This window comes from Mesorhizobium sp. 131-2-1 (assembly GCF_016756535.1).
Classification (GTDB): Bacteria; Pseudomonadota; Alphaproteobacteria; order Rhizobiales; family Rhizobiaceae; genus Mesorhizobium.
In genome coordinates, this window is sequence record NZ_AP023247.1 from 5,068,404 (window position 1) to 5,084,170 (window position 15,767).

At 64.6% G+C, this 15,767-nt stretch carries 13 protein-coding genes; 6 read left to right on the top strand and 7 right to left on the bottom strand.

Translation table 11 applies throughout. The features are described from left to right. Nucleotide 1: 1 nt before the first annotated feature. Together JG743_RS24800 and JG743_RS24805 are read right to left on the bottom strand one after the other, a co-directional pair. The gene (locus JG743_RS24800) at nucleotides 2–1,066 is read right to left on the bottom strand and encodes an ABC transporter permease (RefSeq protein WP_202293465.1); all 1,065 of its coding nucleotides are present in this window, start codon (nucleotides 1,064–1,066) and stop codon (nucleotides 2–4) included. 161 nt (nucleotides 1,067–1,227) lie between these two features. Beyond that, nucleotides 1,228–2,205, bottom strand: a complete 978-nt coding sequence (locus JG743_RS24805; protein ID WP_407046035.1) for a sugar ABC transporter substrate-binding protein — start codon at nucleotides 2,203–2,205, stop codon at nucleotides 1,228–1,230. A gap of 269 nt (nucleotides 2,206–2,474) precedes the next feature. Here JG743_RS24805 and JG743_RS24810 point away from each other — a divergent pair, with 269 nt between their 5' ends. The 4 genes from JG743_RS24810 (at nucleotide 2,475) to JG743_RS24825 (ending at nucleotide 6,518) form a co-directional block, all read left to right on the top strand. Further along, the gene (locus JG743_RS24810) at nucleotides 2,475–3,701 is read left to right on the top strand and encodes an ROK family transcriptional regulator (RefSeq protein ID WP_202293467.1); all 1,227 of its coding nucleotides are present in this window, start codon (nucleotides 2,475–2,477) and stop codon (nucleotides 3,699–3,701) included. Between the two features lie 2 nt (nucleotides 3,702–3,703). Further along, nucleotides 3,704–4,150: an RbsD/FucU family protein gene (locus JG743_RS24815; protein ID WP_202293469.1), complete on the top strand. Its 447-nt coding sequence runs from the start codon at nucleotides 3,704–3,706 to the stop codon at nucleotides 4,148–4,150. Then, nucleotides 4,147–5,070 carry a carbohydrate kinase family protein gene (locus JG743_RS24820; protein ID WP_202293471.1) on the top strand — a complete coding sequence of 308 codons (924 nt, stop codon included), beginning with the start codon at nucleotides 4,147–4,149 and terminating at the stop codon, nucleotides 5,068–5,070. The genes JG743_RS24815 and JG743_RS24820 overlap by 4 nt, the downstream gene beginning before the upstream one ends. A gap of 305 nt (nucleotides 5,071–5,375) precedes the next feature. Next, on the top strand, nucleotides 5,376–6,518 hold the full coding sequence (locus tag JG743_RS24825; protein WP_202293473.1) for a DegT/DnrJ/EryC1/StrS family aminotransferase: 1,143 nt from the start codon (nucleotides 5,376–5,378) through the stop codon (nucleotides 6,516–6,518). Between the two features lie 6 nt (nucleotides 6,519–6,524). Here the strand turns inward: JG743_RS24825 and cysQ are convergent, their stop codons facing one another. From cysQ to cysD, 3 genes are read right to left on the bottom strand one after another with little or no spacing between them, the layout of a single operon-like run. Then, nucleotides 6,525–7,313, bottom strand: a complete 789-nt coding sequence (gene cysQ / locus JG743_RS24830; RefSeq protein WP_202302941.1) for a 3'(2'),5'-bisphosphate nucleotidase CysQ — start codon at nucleotides 7,311–7,313, stop codon at nucleotides 6,525–6,527. A 10-nt stretch (nucleotides 7,314–7,323) separates the two neighbouring features. Then, entirely contained in the window at nucleotides 7,324–9,261 is a 1,938-nt protein-coding gene (gene cysN, locus JG743_RS24835; protein WP_202293475.1) for a sulfate adenylyltransferase subunit CysN, read from the bottom strand. Nucleotides 9,262–9,263: 2 nt separating this feature from the next. After that, on the bottom strand, nucleotides 9,264–10,169 hold the full coding sequence (cysD, locus tag JG743_RS24840; protein WP_202293477.1) for a sulfate adenylyltransferase subunit CysD: 906 nt from the start codon (nucleotides 10,167–10,169) through the stop codon (nucleotides 9,264–9,266). 482 nt (nucleotides 10,170–10,651) lie between these two features. Between cysD and JG743_RS24845 the strand changes: the two genes are divergently transcribed. Both JG743_RS24845 and JG743_RS24850 read left to right on the top strand, forming a co-directional pair. Further along, the gene (locus JG743_RS24845; RefSeq protein WP_202293479.1) at nucleotides 10,652–11,929 is read left to right on the top strand and encodes an O-antigen ligase family protein; all 1,278 of its coding nucleotides are present in this window, start codon (nucleotides 10,652–10,654) and stop codon (nucleotides 11,927–11,929) included. Between the two features lie 31 nt (nucleotides 11,930–11,960). Next, entirely contained in the window at nucleotides 11,961–12,911 is a 951-nt protein-coding gene (locus JG743_RS24850) for an NAD-dependent epimerase/dehydratase family protein (RefSeq protein ID WP_202293481.1), read from the top strand. Here JG743_RS24850 and JG743_RS24855 read toward each other — a convergent pair. Then, nucleotides 12,899–13,444 (bottom strand): sugar transferase, encoded by a 546-nt coding sequence (locus JG743_RS24855; RefSeq protein WP_202293483.1) that lies wholly within the window; start codon nucleotides 13,442–13,444, stop codon nucleotides 12,899–12,901. The genes JG743_RS24850 and JG743_RS24855 overlap by 13 nt on opposite strands. A gap of 106 nt (nucleotides 13,445–13,550) precedes the next feature. Next, the gene (locus JG743_RS24860) at nucleotides 13,551–15,503 is read right to left on the bottom strand and encodes an SDR family NAD(P)-dependent oxidoreductase (RefSeq protein ID WP_446720873.1); all 1,953 of its coding nucleotides are present in this window, start codon (nucleotides 15,501–15,503) and stop codon (nucleotides 13,551–13,553) included. Between the last annotated feature and the right edge of the window lie 264 nt (nucleotides 15,504–15,767).

The window sequence follows — 15,767 nt, forward strand, 5'->3', positions numbered from 1 at the left end:
ACTATGCCGAAACCTTTCTGATCCATTGATCGACCGCCACGGCGCCGATGATGAGCACGCCGGTGAGGAGCACTTTCCATTGCGGATCGGCGCCAAGCATGTTGAGGCCCATCGAGACGACGCCGACGATCATGGCGCCGAACAGCGTGCCGAGGATCGAGCCGCGGCCGCCGAAGAGCGAGATGCCGCCGATCACCGTCGCGGTGATGGCCTGCAGATTGTAATCGGTGACGGCGGCCGACGGTGAGATCGAGCCGTTGCGGCCGATCGAGACCCAGGCGGCGAAAGCGGCGATCAGCCCGGCAAGGGCGTAGACCGTAATCAGCACCTTCTTGGTCTGGATGCCCGACAGTTTCGCAGCCTCCTGATCGTCGCCGACGGCATAGACATGGCGGCCCCAGGCGGTGTGGTTGAGCACATACCAAAGCACCGCCACCAGCACGACCGTGGCGATGACGCCGGCCGTCAGCACGGCGGAGCCGACCCTGAAGCTCAGGGCGAAGAGGTGGAGAAGCGGTGCCTGCGCATCGACATCGGCATCGCGGATCGTCTCGTTGGCCGAATAGATGAAATTCGTCGCCATGACGATGTTCCAGGTGCCGAGCGTGACGATGAACGGCGGCAGCTTCATGTAGGCGACCAGCAGGCCGTTGAGCAGGCCGCAGGCGCCGCCGGCGGCAAGACCTACCAATACGGCGAGAATGGTCGGCATACCGTAGGTGATGGCGCAGTTGCCCATGATGACGGCAGAAATCACCATGATCACGCCGATCGACAGGTCGATGCCGGCGGTCAGTATGACCAGCGTCTGGGCGGCGCCGAGAATACCGACGATGGCGATCTGCTGCAGGATCAGCGTCAGCGTGTAGGACGAGAAGAAGCGTCCGCCGATGGCGATACCGAAGATGACGACCGACAAGACCAGCACGATCAGCGGCACCGCCGCCGGCGTCGAATGCAGGAAATGCTGGGCGCGCTTGACGAACGACTTGCCGTGCTCATCGAAGGCGGCGACGCTGGTGTCGCTGCTCGAAAGCACCTTCTCGAATTCCTGAATCTGAGACATATCTCCTCCCGTCTGCGCGGAGCTTCTCACGGCTCCCCGTCCCGTTCACGCATTCCGGTCTATCGCCTGGATTGTCCGCGCTTACGAAAGCGCATCGTCCACCCGATGCGGCCGGGGATCAAGCCCCCAGCCGCAAGGTTTATGTGCCGGTCAGCCCAGCATCAGCCCCAGCACTTGGCGAGGCCTTCCTTGGTGTCGATGGACTTCACACCGTTGGCCGGCTTGTCGGTGACGAGATTGACGCCGGTGTCGAAGAAGTTCTTGCCTTCGGTCGGCTTCGGCTTGGTGCCGTCCTTGGCGAAAGCGGCGATCGCCTCGATGCCGAGCGCCGCCATCTGCAGCGGATATTGCTGCGAGGTGGCGCCGATGACGCCTTCGGTGACCGACTTCACGCCGGGGCAGCCGCCGTCGACCGAGACGATCAGCACCTGCTTCTCGAGACCGACGGCCTTGAGCGCCTGGTAGGCGCCGACAGCGGCGGGCTCGTTGATGGTGTGGATGACGTTGATGGTATTGTCCTTCTGCAGGAGGTTCTCCATCGCCTTGCGGCCGCCTTCTTCGTTGCCGTTGGTCACGTCATGGCCAACGATGCGCGGATCGTCCTCGTCACCGATCTTGTTGGGGTCCTTCACGTCGATGCCGTAGCCCATCATGAAGCCCTGGTCGCGCAGCACGTCCACGGTCGGCTGCGACGGTGTCAGGTCGAGGAAGCCGATCTTAGCGTCCTTGGCCTTGTCGCCGAGCGTCGCGGCGGCCCAGGCGCCGATCAGCTTGCCGGCTTCCAGATTGTCCGTCGCGAAGGTCGCGTCGGCCGCATCGATCGGATCGAGCGGGGTGTCGAGCGCGATCACCAGTAGGCCGGCGTCACGCGCCTTCTTCACCGTCGGGACGATGCCCTTGGTGTCTGAAGCGGTGATCAGGATACCCTTGGCGCCGTCGGCGATGCAGCTTTCGATCGCCGCCACCTGGCTCTCGCTGTCGCCGTCGATCTTGCCGGCATAGGTCTTGAGGTCGACGCCAAGCTCCTTGGCCTTGGCGGTAGCGCCCTCCTTCATCTTGACGAAGAAGGGATTGGTGTCGGTCTTGGTGATCAGGCAGGCGCCGACGCCGGCGGCCGATGCCGTCGAGGCGAACGCCATCAGGCCCAACCCGGCCGCCGCGAACACGGTGGACTTCAGCAGTGCTTTTTTGGTCACGATTTTCCTCCCAGTGGAACCATAGCGGACGCCGGGCCACCCGGCGTCTCAAGCGCATCCAACCATTTCTCCCAGCGTGGACGCCATCTCAAAAGACACCAGTCCGAGGCGGCTGTCAATAATTAAATCACTCTTATTTATTATTGACAGCCTTGCATCGTTCACTCATTCTGCACGAAAAGCATTGAGGGGAAACGACGGGAGGAACAAGGGTGGAGACCGGCATTGCGAAGCACGGTTCGCCCGATGCGGCAGAGAGCCGCCTGCACCGCGGCACCAACCAGAGCGGCATGCGCGACCACAACGAGCGGCTTGTGCTGTCCTTGGTGCGCCAGCATGGCAGCCTGGCCAAATCCGACATAGCGCGCATGACCGGACTCTCGGCGCAGACCGTTTCGGTCATCATGCGTGAACTGGAGGAAGACAGGCTGCTGGTGCGCCAGGCGCCGTTGCGCGGCCGGATTGGTCAGCCCTCCATTCCCATGGCGCTCAACCCCGAAGGCGCCTTCTTCATCGGCCTCAAGATCGGCCGCCGCAGCGCCGAGCTGGTGCTGATCGACTTCCTCGGCAACGTGCGCTCGATGCTGCAGCACTCCTATCGCTATCCGGCGCCGCGCGAGACGGTGGAGTTCGCGCTCTCCGGCATGACCAAGATGCGCGGCGAACTCACCCAGGCGCAGGACAAGCGCATTGCCGGTCTCGGCATCGCCATGCCGTTCGAATTGTGGAACTGGGCCGACACCGCCGGCGCGCCGCGCGAGATCATGGATGAATGGCGCCACCGCGACATCCGGTCCGACATCCAGGCGCAGTGCGACTTCCCGGTCTACCTGCAGAACGATGCCACCTCGGCCTGCGGCGCCGAGCTGGTCTTCGGCCAGGCGGGTGCAGCGCGTGACTTCGTCTATTTCTACATCGGCGCCTTCGCCGGCGGCGGCATCGTGCTGAACGGCCGGCTGTTCGGCGGGCCGACCGGCAATGCCGGCGCGCTGGGCTCGATGCCGGTGCCGGGGCCGGACGGCAAGCCGACCCAGCTCATCGACGTGGCCTCGATCGCCATTCTGGAGAAGGCGCTCAACGCGCGCGGGGTCGAGGCCTCGCATCTGTGGACGTCGCCGCAGGACTGGGGCGAGATCGGCCCTGAGCTCGACACATGGATCGCCAGTGCCGCGCAGGCGCTTGCCTATGCCATCGTCGCGGCGTCCTCGGTCATCGATTTCGAGGCGGCGGTGATCGACGGCTGGATGCCGCTCTCGGTGCGCGGCCGCCTCGTCGATGCTGTGACAGAGGCCATCGGCACGATCGACGGCGAAGGCCTGAAGCTGCCGGTGGTGCGCGAGGGAACCGTGGGCATCCATGCGCGGGCGCTGGGCGGCGCCAGCCTGCCGCTGTCGGAGCGCTTCCTGATTGGCTCGACCACAATTTCCAGGAGCACTTGAGCATGCTGATCGGCATCCCGTCGCTGCTCGGCCCGGAGCTTCTGGCGACGCTGCGCGCCATGGGCCATGGCGATGAGATCGCGCTGGTCGACGGCAACTACCCGGCCGCGGAGCAGGCGCACCGGCTGATCCGCGCCGACGGCCATCATCTGGTTCCCGTGCTCGACGCCATATTGAGCGTGCTGCCGGTGGACGACGCCGTGCCGGAAGCGCTGTTTCGCGCCTCGGTCAAGGGCGATCCCGCGCTTGCCGATCCGGTCCATCATGAGATGGAAGCGGTCTGCGCCAGGCGCGCGCCCGGCCATAAGGTGGTTGCGCTGGCCGGCGCCGACTTCTATGCACGGGTCAAGGCCGCGCACGCCATCGTCGCCACCAGCGAGCCGCGGCTCTATGCCAACATCATCATCCGCAAGGGCGTGATCTATCCGCCGGAGACCGAGAAACAATGATCCTCTGCTGCGGCGAAGCCCTAATCGACATGCTGCCGCGTACGACGACGGAGGGTGAGGCCGCCTTCGCGCCTTATGTCGGCGGCGCGGTGTTCAACACGGCGATCGCGCTTGGGCGGCTCGGCGCGCCGGCCGGCTTCTTCTCAGGCCTGTCCTCGGACCTGTTCGGCGGCCAGTTCCGCGAGGCGCTCGGCGCGAGCAAGGTCAGCTCGACCTACGCGCACACCTCCCCTCGCCCGACGACGCTCGCCTTCGTGCGGCTCACCAACGGCCAGGCGACCTACACTTTCTACGACGAGAACACCGCCGGACGCATGCTGACCATCGAGGATCTGCCGAACCTCGGCGCCGAGATCGAAGCGATGCTGTTCGGCGCCATCAGCCTGATCTCGGAACCGGCGGGGTCGGCGTATGAGGAGTTCATGCGGCGCGAGCACAACAGCCGCGTCATGATGCTCGATCCCAACATCCGGCCGAACTTCATCCCCGACAAGGCAAAGCATCTCAGGCGCATCCGCGAGATGATGGCGATGGCCGACATCGTGAAACTGTCGGACGAGGACCTCAACTGGTTCGACGAGGCCGGCTCACATGAGGACGTCATCCGCAACTGGCTGGATCGCGGCCCCAAGCTGATCGTCGTCACCCATGGCAGCGAGGGTGCGATTGGGTACAGCAAGAACCACAGGGTCACGGTGATGCCGCAGAAGGTAACGGTGGTCGACACGGTCGGTGCCGGCGACACGTTCAATGCCGGCATCCTCGCCTCGCTGCACGAGCAGGGCCTGCTCACCAAGGCGGCGATCGGCGACCTGTCGGAAGACGCGATCCGCCAGGCGTTGGCGCTCGGCGCCAAGGCGGCGGCGGTGACGGTGTCGCGCGCCGGCGCCAATCCGCCCTGGCGTCACGAAATCGCCTGACCAACCGTCCATCCGGCGGCAAGGCTGCTCAGCCGGCTGATCACTTTATGTTTCCACCGGCTGAAAAGGCGCGAGAAAAGGTGCCGATTGCGCCTTGCAAAGGCCGGATTTCCGGCATCTTGGGGCAAAGCGGTGGAGATAGGCGGTAACAGGCTGCGACATCCGCGCAGCCCCCCGCCCCGCGGGGCCGGCTTTCTCGGATTGCCCAAGTCTGGTACCAGCGGCCAGTTAAGTTGTTGTTTCTGTGCGCGTCATTGCCCCGCCGCTTGCCCTGGCGACACGCACCAACCCTTGTTGAGGCAAACATGCAGTTCATCGATCTTGGCGCGCAGCGCGAACGTATCCGCGACCGGCTGAAAGCCGCTATCGACCGCGTCGTCGATGAAGGGCGCTATATCCTCGGACCTCAGGTCACCGAATTCGAGAACAAGCTCGCGGCTTACGTCGGCACCAAGCATGTCGTGGCCTGCGCCAACGGCACCGACGCGCTGCTCCTGCCGCTGTTCGCGGCCGGCATCGGCCCGGGCGACGCGGTGTTCGTGCCGAGCTTCACCTTTGCCGCCACGGCGGAAGTGGTGGCGCTGGCCAAGGCCGAGCCGGTTTTCGTCGACGTCGATCCCGACACCTACAACATCGACATCGCCAGCCTCGAGGCGGCGATCCAGATGATCAAGAAGGAAGGCCGGCTGAAGCCGAAGGCGATCATTCCGGTCGACCTGTTCGGGCTCGCCGCCGACTATGAGGCGATCATGGCGATCGCCAGCCGCGAAGAGTTGCTGGTGATCGAGGATGCGGCCCAATCGATCGGCGGTTCCGCCGACGCCAAGATGTGCGGCGCCTTCGGCCATGTCGGCTCGACCAGCTTCTATCCGGCGAAGCCGCTCGGCTGCTACGGCGACGGCGGCGCGATGTTCACCAATGACGATGCGATGGCCGACAAGCTCAGATCCTTCGCCTTCCATGGCAAGGGCGAGACCCAGTACGACAATATCCGCGTCGGCATCAATTCGCGCCTCGACACGCTGCAGGCGGCGATCCTGATCGAGAAACTCGCCATCCTGGAAGACGAGATGGTTGCCCGGCAGGTGGTGGCGCGGCGCTACGCCGAAGGCCTCGGCGACATCGTCACCGCCGCCCGCAATCTCGACGGCAGCCGCTCGGCCTGGGCGCAATACGCCATCGAGACGCCGAAGCGCGACGGGCTGAAGGCGCATCTCACGGAAAAGGGCATTCCTTCGGTCATCTACTACGTGAAGCCGCTGCACGTGCAGCTTGCCTATCGCGACTATCCGCGCACGCCGACCGGCCTTGCCGTCTCGGAAGAGCTGCCGAAGCGGATCCTCTGCCTGCCGATGCACCCCTATCTCAGCGAAGCCGACCAGGACCGCATCATCGAGACGATCCGCAACTACATCGGCTCGAACTCGGCGCACGTCGCGGCGGCCTGAGGCCTTTCAAGCGGCGCTGGCGCTCTTGCCCGTCGCAATGAAATGCGGATTGGCGAAATCCGCGTCATCAACCTGGTTGCGCTTGCCGTAGGCGAGCGGCTCACCGTCCAGCGTGCGCGTCATGCCGCCGGCGGCCCTGAGCACGGCGTCGCCTGCCGCCGTATCCCATTCCATGGTGCGGCCGAAGCGCGGATAGACATCGGCCTCGGCGGCGGCGACGAGGCAGAATTTCAGCGACGAGCCGACCGAGACGATCTCGGCAGCCCCAAGGTCGCGGATGAAGGCGTCGGTTTCCGGCGTGTTGTGCGAGCGGCTGGCGACCACGGCGAGCGGCGTGCCCCCTGTCCGTACGGCGATCGGACGGCGTCCGGTGATGCGAAAGTCGCCGTCGACCTCGAGCGCTTCCGCCCTGCCCGGCCGGCCCGAAAAGAAACGCCCGGTGCAAGGCGCGAAGACGACGCCGACCGCCGGCACGCCGTGGCGGACGAGCGCGATGTTGACGGTGAAATCGGTGCGGCGGTTGACGAATTCCTTGGTGCCGTCGAGCGGATCGATCAGGAAGAAGGCGCCATCGAGATCGGGCGTCGCAATGCCCGCCGCGACCTCTTCCTCGGCCACGCAAGGGATGTCAGGATAGGCGGCGCGCAGACCGGCGAGGATGATCTTCTCGCTCTCGCGGTCGGCTTCCGTCACCGGCGAGTTGTCGGACTTGCTGTCGACGGCGCAGCCTTCGTGGAAGACGCGCATCACCTCGCGCCCGGCATCCAGCGCCAGGCGCTCGAACACGCCGAGCATGGCCTCGTCGTCAGATGCCGCCGCCGCTGTCGTATTGGTCTTCGGCAATGTCGCGCTCGTTCAGCCAGAGTTCCAGGGCCTCTACCATCTCCTCGGCCGTCTTGCCGAGCGTCTTGAGATGGATTTCGGGGTTCTCCGGAGCTTCATAGGGTGAATCGACGCCGGTGAAATTCTTGATCTCGCCGCTCAGCGCGCGCGCATAGAGGCCCTTCGGGTCGCGCCTGGCGCATTCCTCGAACGGCGTGTCGACGAACACCTCGACGAACTCGCCATCCGCCATCAGCTCGCGCGCCACGCGCCGCTCGGCGGCGAAGGGCGAGATGAAGGAGACGATGACGATCAGCCCGGCGTCGGCCATCAGGCGGGCGACTTCGGCGACACGGCGGATGTTCTCGACGCGATCGGCATCGGTGAAGCCGAGGTCGCGGTTGAGGCCGTGGCGGACATTGTCGCCGTCGAGGATGTAGGTGTGGCGCCCGGAGGCGAACAGCTTCTTCTCGAACAGATTGGCGATGGTCGACTTGCCGGAGCCGGAGAGCCCGGTGAACCAGAACACGGCCGGGCGCTGGTTCTTCAGGTCGGAACGGCCGCGCTTGCCGACATCGAGCGACTGCCAGTGGATGTTTTCGGCGCGGCGCAGCGAATGCAGGATCATGCCGGCGCCGACGGTCGCATTGCTGATCCGGTCGATCAGGATGAAGGCGCCAGTGGTGCGGTTTTCGGCGAAATTGTCGAAGGCGATCGGCGAACGCGTCGACAAGTTGCAGATGCCGACTTCGTTCATCTCCAGCGACTTCGCCGCCTCATGCGCGAAATCGTTGACGTTGACGCGGTACTTCAGCTCGGTGACGGTAGCGCTGACCTGGTCGGTTTCGGTGCGCAGGATGTACGAGCGGCCGGGCAGCAGCGCATGCTCGTCGAACCAGACGATGTTGGCGGCGAACTGGTCGGCGACCTGCGGTCGGGCCGACGGCGCGACCAGCATGTTGCCGCGCGAGACCTCGACCTCGTCGTCGAGGACGAGCGTGATCGCCTGGCCGGCGACCGCCTGGCTGAGGTCGCCGCCGTGGGCGACGATGCGCTTGACGCGGGACGACTTGCCGGACTTGGCGACGACGACCTCGTCGCCCTGCGAAACCGACCCGGAAGCGATGGTGCCGGCGAAGCCGCGGAAATCGAGATTGGGGCGATTCACATACTGCACCGGGAAGCGGAACGGCAATTCGACCGCCGCCTCGTCGACCGATACGCTTTCCAGATGCTCGATCAGCGTCGGCCCCGAATACCACGGCATGTTGCCGGAACGGCTGGAGACATTGTCGCCATAGCGGGCCGACATCGGGATCGGCACGATCGTCTGGAAGCCGAGGCTTTGCGAAAACTGGCTGTAGTCCTCGACGATCCTGTCGAACACCGCCTGGTCGAAACCGACGAGGTCGATCTTGTTGACGGCCAGCACGATGTGGCGGATGCCGAGCAGCGAGGCGATGATCGAATGGCGCCTCGTCTGGCGCAGCACGCCCTGGCGCGCGTCGATCAGCACGATGGCGAGATCGGCGGTCGAGGCGCCGGTCGCCATGTTGCGCGTGTACTGTTCATGGCCGGGCGTGTCGGCGACGATGAACTTACGCTTCGGCGTGGCGAAGAAGCGGTAGGCGACGTCGATGGTGATGCCCTGCTCACGCTCGGCCTCGAGGCCGTCGACCAAAAGCGCGAAATCGATGTCGTCGCCGGTCGTGCCGTGCTTGCGCGAATCGCGCTCCAGCGCGGCGAGCTGGTCCTCGAAGATCTGCTTGGTGTCCGACAGGAGGCGGCCGATCAGCGTCGACTTGCCGTCGTCGACCGAGCCGCAGGTGAGGAAGCGCAGAAGCGACTTCTTCTCCTGCGCGGCCATGTATTCGCGGATACCGTCGGTGGGGGCGAGGCTCTTGGCCAAGATGTGGCGCATGCTCAGAAATACCCCTCGCGCTTCTTCTTTTCCATGGAGCCCGCCTCGTCGCGGTCGATGAGGCGGCCCTGGCGCTCCGAGGTGCGCGCCGTCAGCATCTCGCCGACGATGGCCTCCAGCGAGTCGGCATCGGACTCGATGGCGCCGGTCAGCGGATAGCAGCCAAGCGTGCGGAAGCGCACCATCCGGTTCTCGATCGCCTCGCCCGGACGCAATTGCATGCGATCGTCGTCCTTGAGGATCAGCATGCCGTCGCGTTCGACGACCGGCCGTTCCTTGGCGAAGTAGAGCGGCACGATCGGGATGTCTTCCTGTAGGATGTACTGCCAGATATCGAGCTCGGTCCAGTTGGACAGCGGAAAGACGCGGATCGACTCACCGGTGGCGATGCGGGTGTTGAATATCTTCCACATTTCCGGCCGCTGGTTCTTCGGGTCCCAGGCGTGCTGGGCGTTGCGGAAGGAAAAGATACGCTCCTTGGCGCGCGACTTCTCCTCGTCGCGACGGGCGCCGCCGAAGGCGGCGTCGAAGCCGTATTTGTCGAGCGCCTGGCGCAACGCCACCGTCTTCATCACATGGGTATGGGTGTTCGAGCCATGGTCGAACGGGTTGATGTTGTCGCGCACGCCATCTTCGTTGACATGAACCAGGAGGTCGAAGCCGAGCTTCTGCGCCATCTGATCGCGGAAGGCGATCATCTCGCGGAACTTCCAGGTGGTGTCGACATGCAGGAAGGGAAAGGGCGGCTTGGCCGGATAGAAGGCCTTCATCGCCAGATGCATCAGCACGGAAGAATCCTTGCCGACCGAGTAGAGCATGACAGGCTTGGAGAAGGAGGCCGCAACCTCGCGGAAGATGTGGATGGATTCGGCCTCAAGCCGCTGCAGGTGCGTAAGCGCGATATTCATGGACTGTGAGCGTTCTCTCGTGCCATCCAGACCTTGCATCAACGGATCAGGCACCTGTTCCTAAAAAACAGCCCGGTTCAAGCTTTGCTTCTGGACATTCGTGCCGGCGTTCTAGCAGATCGCGATTGCCGGGAACAATGCCAGACGCGCCCGCCAAACGGCCAATCAGGAATGAATTTTCCACGATCGGCGCATATATGGGAAAATCCTGCCCAGCCGCCAGATGCATCCGAAAGGACGGAGAAACTATTGCCTTTCGGGGTGACGGCGACCAGCCTGCCGCTGGGGCTTGCGGTCACGCGGATGCGAGCCAGGCTGCCGATTTGTGATGAGCGCTCGAGCGGCCGCACTATCGGGAATCGGACCCAGCCGCTATACCGCCACCAATGCCACCCGGCGCGTCACGGCATCAAAATGACTTTCAAAGGTGAGCGGGCCCGCCGCCGGCGCCCCACAGACCCCAGACATTGCGAAACAGAGCATTGAACCGGCTTTTATCCATCAAACGGCACCTCACGCCGGCGCAGATCAACATCTACTTCTCCGTCCTTTGCTTCTTTTGTCCGCCGGTTCTGGGTTCGGCCGTGAGCTTCGTGTTCAACGGCGGCGGCCTTTGGTCGGTGGTGCTGCTCGCCCTGAAGCGGCGACGCTTCAATTTCGACCCGCCGATGCTCGCCATGACCGTGGCGATCTATGCCTATTGCGCGGCATACGTGCTGGCGTCGGCCGTCAACAACGCGCTCGGGGCCGATGCGCCGCATCTCCTGGCGCTGGTCACCTTCCTGCTATTCCCGATCTCCTATTCGACCTGGAGCATCACCGCGAAGGCAACCCTTGCCCGCATCGTCGTGGTCGCCAGCATGGCGGCATGTTTTGGCGCCCTTGTGCTGGCCGTGGTGCAATATTACTGGCTCGGCATGCGGGCCGAAGGCGGGGCCGGAAACGCCATTCCGTTCGCCACGGTCACCTGTCTCGGCGTCATGATGTGCGTGGCCGGGGCGCTGTCGGGCATTGAAAGGGCCAAAGGCCTTCTGATCCCGGCGGTGGTGGCAGGCATCATCGCCATCCTCTATTCGGGCACCCGCATCATCTGGCTAGCCATACCTGTGTCGGGCATCGCCGTGCTCTTGATCAACCGGCGCCGACTGCAGCAGGCAAGTCTAGCACGCCTGCTGCTGATCGCCGTCGCAATGTCGCTGGTGATCGCCATCGTCGGGTTCCAAATTGTATCGGAACGCGCGGATTTCCTGTTCAGCGACTGGGACGCGCTTGCCAAGGGCGACCACGCGACCGCGACTGGGTTGCGCGTGGCGCTGTGGCAGATCGGGCTGGGTGCATTCCGGGACGCTCCCATCTTCGGACATGGCATCGCCGCCAGTCAGGCGCTGATGAAGCAAGGCTTCCATGACCAGTTCGGCATGACCATGGGCTTCAGCCATTTCCACAACGGCTTTCTGACCGCGCTGGTGCAGGCCGGGTTGCCCGGGGCCATCACGCTCGCGGCGATCTTCGTGGTCGCCGCGCTGAACGCCGCAAAGGTTCTGCGCCTCAGCGCCGATCCGCTCGAGCGCTTCGGCGCGACGATGGTCGTCGTCACGGTGATCGTCTACCTGATCGGCGGACTGACCGGCATCCTGCTCGGCCACGATATCCTCGATTCGACCTTCATGGTCTTCATGGTATCCGGGACCTACCTTGCGTCGGGACGCCAGCAGAGGCTGCCGCAGGAGCCGGCGACGGCCACAGCGCCGGCTGCCTGACCAAGGCCATGCGCAAAGCCGGGACAACGCCATGAAAGTGCTGGTCACAGGCGCGACGGGATTCATCGGACGCCAGATCGTGAGCCACCTCAACGATGCCGGGTTCGAGGTGCGGATCGCCTCGCGCCGCCCGGTACGGCCTGAGCGGGCGGACGATGTGGTCCAGCTGCCCGGCATCGACGCCCCTGCCGACGCCTTCCTGGCAATGATGGACGGCGTGACACACGTCGTCCACTGCGCGGCGTTGAACAACGACCACGGCGCAAGCGAGGCGGACTATATGGCGGTGAACGGAGTGCTGACCGGCCGGCTCGCGCATGCGGCGGCGGCGCGGGCAAGCGGGCGCTTCCTCTATCTGTCGTCGATCCGGGCGGTCGTCGGCTCGGATTTCAGCGGCGCGATCGACGAGGCAACGGTTCCTGCCCCGCAAGACGCCTATGGCCGCTCGAAGCGCGATGGCGAGATCAGGACACTCGACGCCTATCGATCGGCGGGCCGTTCCGACGCCGCAGTGCTGCGCCTGCCGCCTGTTCATGGTGAGGGCATGAAAGGGAACCTGGCAACGCTGATGCGGCTTGCCGACAGCGCCCTGCCGCTGCCGACAGCGGCCCTGACCGGAACCCGCTCGCTGATTTCGGCCAGCGCCGTGGCCGCCGCGGTGCTGCGGTTGTTGACCAAACCGACGCCGCTCCGGCCCATTTATCTCGCCGGCGACCGGCGGCCTGCCGCAATCTCCGAGATCATCGCCGCCTTCCGGCGCGGTTTTGGACGGCCGCCGCGACGGGTTGCCGTGCCGGCCGCCCCGATGCGGATGGCGGCAACGTTGTTCGGCAAGGGCCGTGCATGGCAAGCCCTGACGGCAACGCAGATTTGCGATCCGTCGCTGCTCGCCTCGGAGGGCTGGGCGCCGGAAACCGATACGCTGGAACAGCTCGCTGAACTGGCGCGGCGGAGCCGTTCGCGCGCCGCTCAAGCGCGATAGATGGTTCCCAGCAGTATCCTCAGATCGAGGCCGAGCGAGGCAGTCTGCAGATAGGCGGCATCGGTTTCGGCGCAAAGCCTCGGGTCCGACATGTCGATACCCCGGATCTGCGCGAGGCCGGTGATGCCGGGAAGCGCCGACAGCACGCCCAGTTCCCGCCGCCGCTCGATCAGCTCCGTCTGCGTGGGCAGGCATGGGCGCGGGCCGACCAGGCTCATCTCACCCTTCAGAACGTTCCAAAGCTGCGGCAACTCGTCGATCTTGGTCCCGCGCAACGCCTTGCCGACGGCGGTAACGGCGTGCGAGGGCGCCTCATGCGTGGGTAGCGACGGCGTTCCCCGGTACATGGTCCGCAGCTTGTGGCAGCGAAACGGCACACCGCCCTGCCCGACCCTGGCCTGGGAAAACAGAACTGGCCCGGGTGACGACACCCTGATGGCCAGCATGGCAACAAGCAGCACGGGCGACGCCACCACCAGCATCGCCGCCGCCGCCACAAGATCGAAGGTTCGCTTCGGCCCTTTCGGGGTCATCCAATGTTGCTCCGCCGTCGACGATCCAGGTCCGGCGCAACCGAATGCCAGTCCGCGAGGTTACCGGGTTGGCTTCAATAGCCAATCATCGTCGCGCGGGACAGGCCTAACCTGCCTGTCCAACCGCTTTCGGGCTGGCTGCCCGCAGTGCCCCGGTCGGAATCTTTTCGGCCTCGTGCAGGCCCGCCAGGACGGAAAGGGCGGCCGCCTTGTCCTGGTCCCGCATCGCCGCCTGCAGCGCCGTCAGCGCGACCTGAATCCTCGGCCACTCCACCACATCGGCCCGCAGGCCGAAAATCTTGGCGATATCCAGCGCGACGACCTCTTCATTCTCGCCCTGAAGCGTCTCATGCAGCTTCTCGCCCGGCCTGATGCCGGTGAAGCGGATCGGAATGTCGGTATAGGGGCTCTTACCCGCCATACGGATCATGGTTTCGGCGACTTCGAGGATCGGCACGGGCTTGCCCATGTCCAGCATATAGATGGCGTAGTCGTCCATGCCCTCACGCTGCTCGGCATCGGCGGCCGACATGATGACGAGATCGACGGCCTCCGCCACCGTCATGAAATAGCGGGTCATGCGCCGGTCGGTGATGGTGACGGGGCCGCCGGCCTCGATCTGCGCCTGGAAGATGGTGGCCACCGAACCGTTGGAGCCGAACACGTTGCCGAAGCGCACGGCGATGAACTTGGTGCCGGAACGGCGTCCGCCCTGCCCGACGGCCTGCGTTTCGTGGAGCGAGCTCACGATCTGCTCGGCCGCCCTCTTGGTGATGCCGAGCACCGAGGTCGGGTCGACCGCCTTGTCGCTCGATATCAAAAGGAACTGCGGAACCCCGCATTTGGCGGCAACCTCGGCGCAGGCGAGCGTACCGAAGATATTGGTCTGGATCGCCGATTCCCAGTTCTCCTCGAGCAACGGCACGTGTTTCAGCGCCGCCGCGTGGAAGATGATGCACGGCTTGAATTCGCCGACGACGCGGGTCATCTGGCGCCGGTCGGTGACGTCGACGATACGGCTCTTGAGGCGATCGTGGTCCTTTTCGCCGATGGACTGGTCGAGCTGGAAGATGCCGAATTCCGAAATGTCGGCGACCAGAACGGCCTCCGCGCCGAGTTCCAGCGAGCGCTTGACCAGGATGCGGCCGATGGACCCGGCGCCCCCGGTGACCAGTACGCGCTTGCCGCGGACGAAGGCGCCGATGCGTTCGATGTCGGACGGCACGGTCGAGCGGCGCAGGATGGTTTCCATCTCGACGGCGTCGAGCACAAGCTTGCCGCCTTGCCCAAGTTCCGAGAAGCCCGAGAACTGGACGACGGCGATGCCGCTGTGGCGGGCGACGCGAACCAGCTCCGAATACTCCTCGATCTCGCGTTCGGCGCCATTGCCAAAGATAAGCAGGTCGATATTTTCCGTGCCCCTGGCGTATTCCTCGAGCACTTCGACCAGCCGCGGGCGGGCGGCCACCACCGGAACGCCCTGGATCTGCGTGCCCAGCGGCGCCCCGCCTTCGATCGCCATGATGCCGGCGATGGCATACTCGGCGGGCTGCGCGGTGCGCGTAAAACGGATGATCACGTCGGCCTCGCTCAACCTGCCGATGAACAGCGCCTGCTTGGTCCGCGCGTCGCCTGCGTCCTTCCCGCGGCCGAGAATGCGCCAGCTCGCACCGTCGCGCAGGAACCGGTAGTAGAGCCTAGGCGCGGAAATGATGGTGAAGGAGACGAGGAAAAAGACGATGAATTGGCGCTCGTTGAGGCCGGTGACGGGCTGGAAGAAACGGAAGGCGAGCGAGGACAAATAGAGGGCTAGTGTCAGGATCCCGCAGCCCTTGAGGATGTTGAAGAAATCGGGCGTCGAGGCGAATCGCCAAACGGTGTTGTAAAGGCCGCAATATCTGAACAGCAGATGGGCAATCAGCACGATGACCGCCCAGCAGGCCAGGCCGCCATAAGAGAACGCGTCGAACGACAGCCTCGACTGCGACAAAACCAGGCTGAGCGCCACCGCGATCAGGACCATGACGATGTCCTGAAGCATGATGATAGCACGCCGCATCTTCGGTCGAAGTCCGGACACGGCTTCTACATAGGATGTCATTGGGTAGTACTGAACTCCAGGCACGAAGACATTGCCGCTAGACTGGCGCCGGACAGATCATCATCCTTGCACCGATCCAGAGCGCCATTCCCCAGCCCCTTCACCCCGTTATCGCATAGCGTGGAGTTGAGATCATCGCCATATATTTTTTTGGAAGCACGCAGGATTGAAGGCCTGCATACTTCTCGTCTGCAAATTGATCTGCTTGCGCGGACTGCGCCG

Excerpts from the sequence above, each read along its gene's own strand:
- JG743_RS24815 (WP_202293469.1), top strand. The coding sequence starts at position 3,704 with ATGCTGATCGGCATCCCGTCGCTGCTCGGCCCGGAGCTTCTGGCGACG.
- cysQ (WP_202302941.1), bottom strand. The coding sequence starts at position 7,313 with ATGCTCGGCGTGTTCGAGCGCCTGGCGCTGGATGCCGGGCGCGAGGTG.
- cysN (WP_202293475.1), bottom strand. The coding sequence starts at position 9,261 with ATGCGCCACATCTTGGCCAAGAGCCTCGCCCCCACCGACGGTATCCGC.
- JG743_RS24855 (WP_202293483.1), bottom strand. The coding sequence starts at position 13,444 with ATGACCCCGAAAGGGCCGAAGCGAACCTTCGATCTTGTGGCGGCGGCG.
- cysD (WP_202293477.1), bottom strand. The coding sequence starts at position 10,169 with ATGAATATCGCGCTTACGCACCTGCAGCGGCTTGAGGCCGAATCCATC.
- JG743_RS24860 (WP_446720873.1), bottom strand. The coding sequence starts at position 15,503 with ATGCGGCGTGCTATCATCATGCTTCAGGACATCGTCATGGTCCTGATC.
- JG743_RS24850 (WP_202293481.1), top strand. The coding sequence starts at position 11,961 with ATGAAAGTGCTGGTCACAGGCGCGACGGGATTCATCGGACGCCAGATC.
- JG743_RS24805 (WP_407046035.1), bottom strand. The coding sequence starts at position 2,205 with ATGGCGTTCGCCTCGACGGCATCGGCCGCCGGCGTCGGCGCCTGCCTG.
- JG743_RS24820 (WP_202293471.1), top strand. The coding sequence starts at position 4,147 with ATGATCCTCTGCTGCGGCGAAGCCCTAATCGACATGCTGCCGCGTACG.
- JG743_RS24825 (WP_202293473.1), top strand. The coding sequence starts at position 5,376 with ATGCAGTTCATCGATCTTGGCGCGCAGCGCGAACGTATCCGCGACCGG.
- JG743_RS24800 (WP_202293465.1), bottom strand. The coding sequence starts at position 1,066 with ATGTCTCAGATTCAGGAATTCGAGAAGGTGCTTTCGAGCAGCGACACC.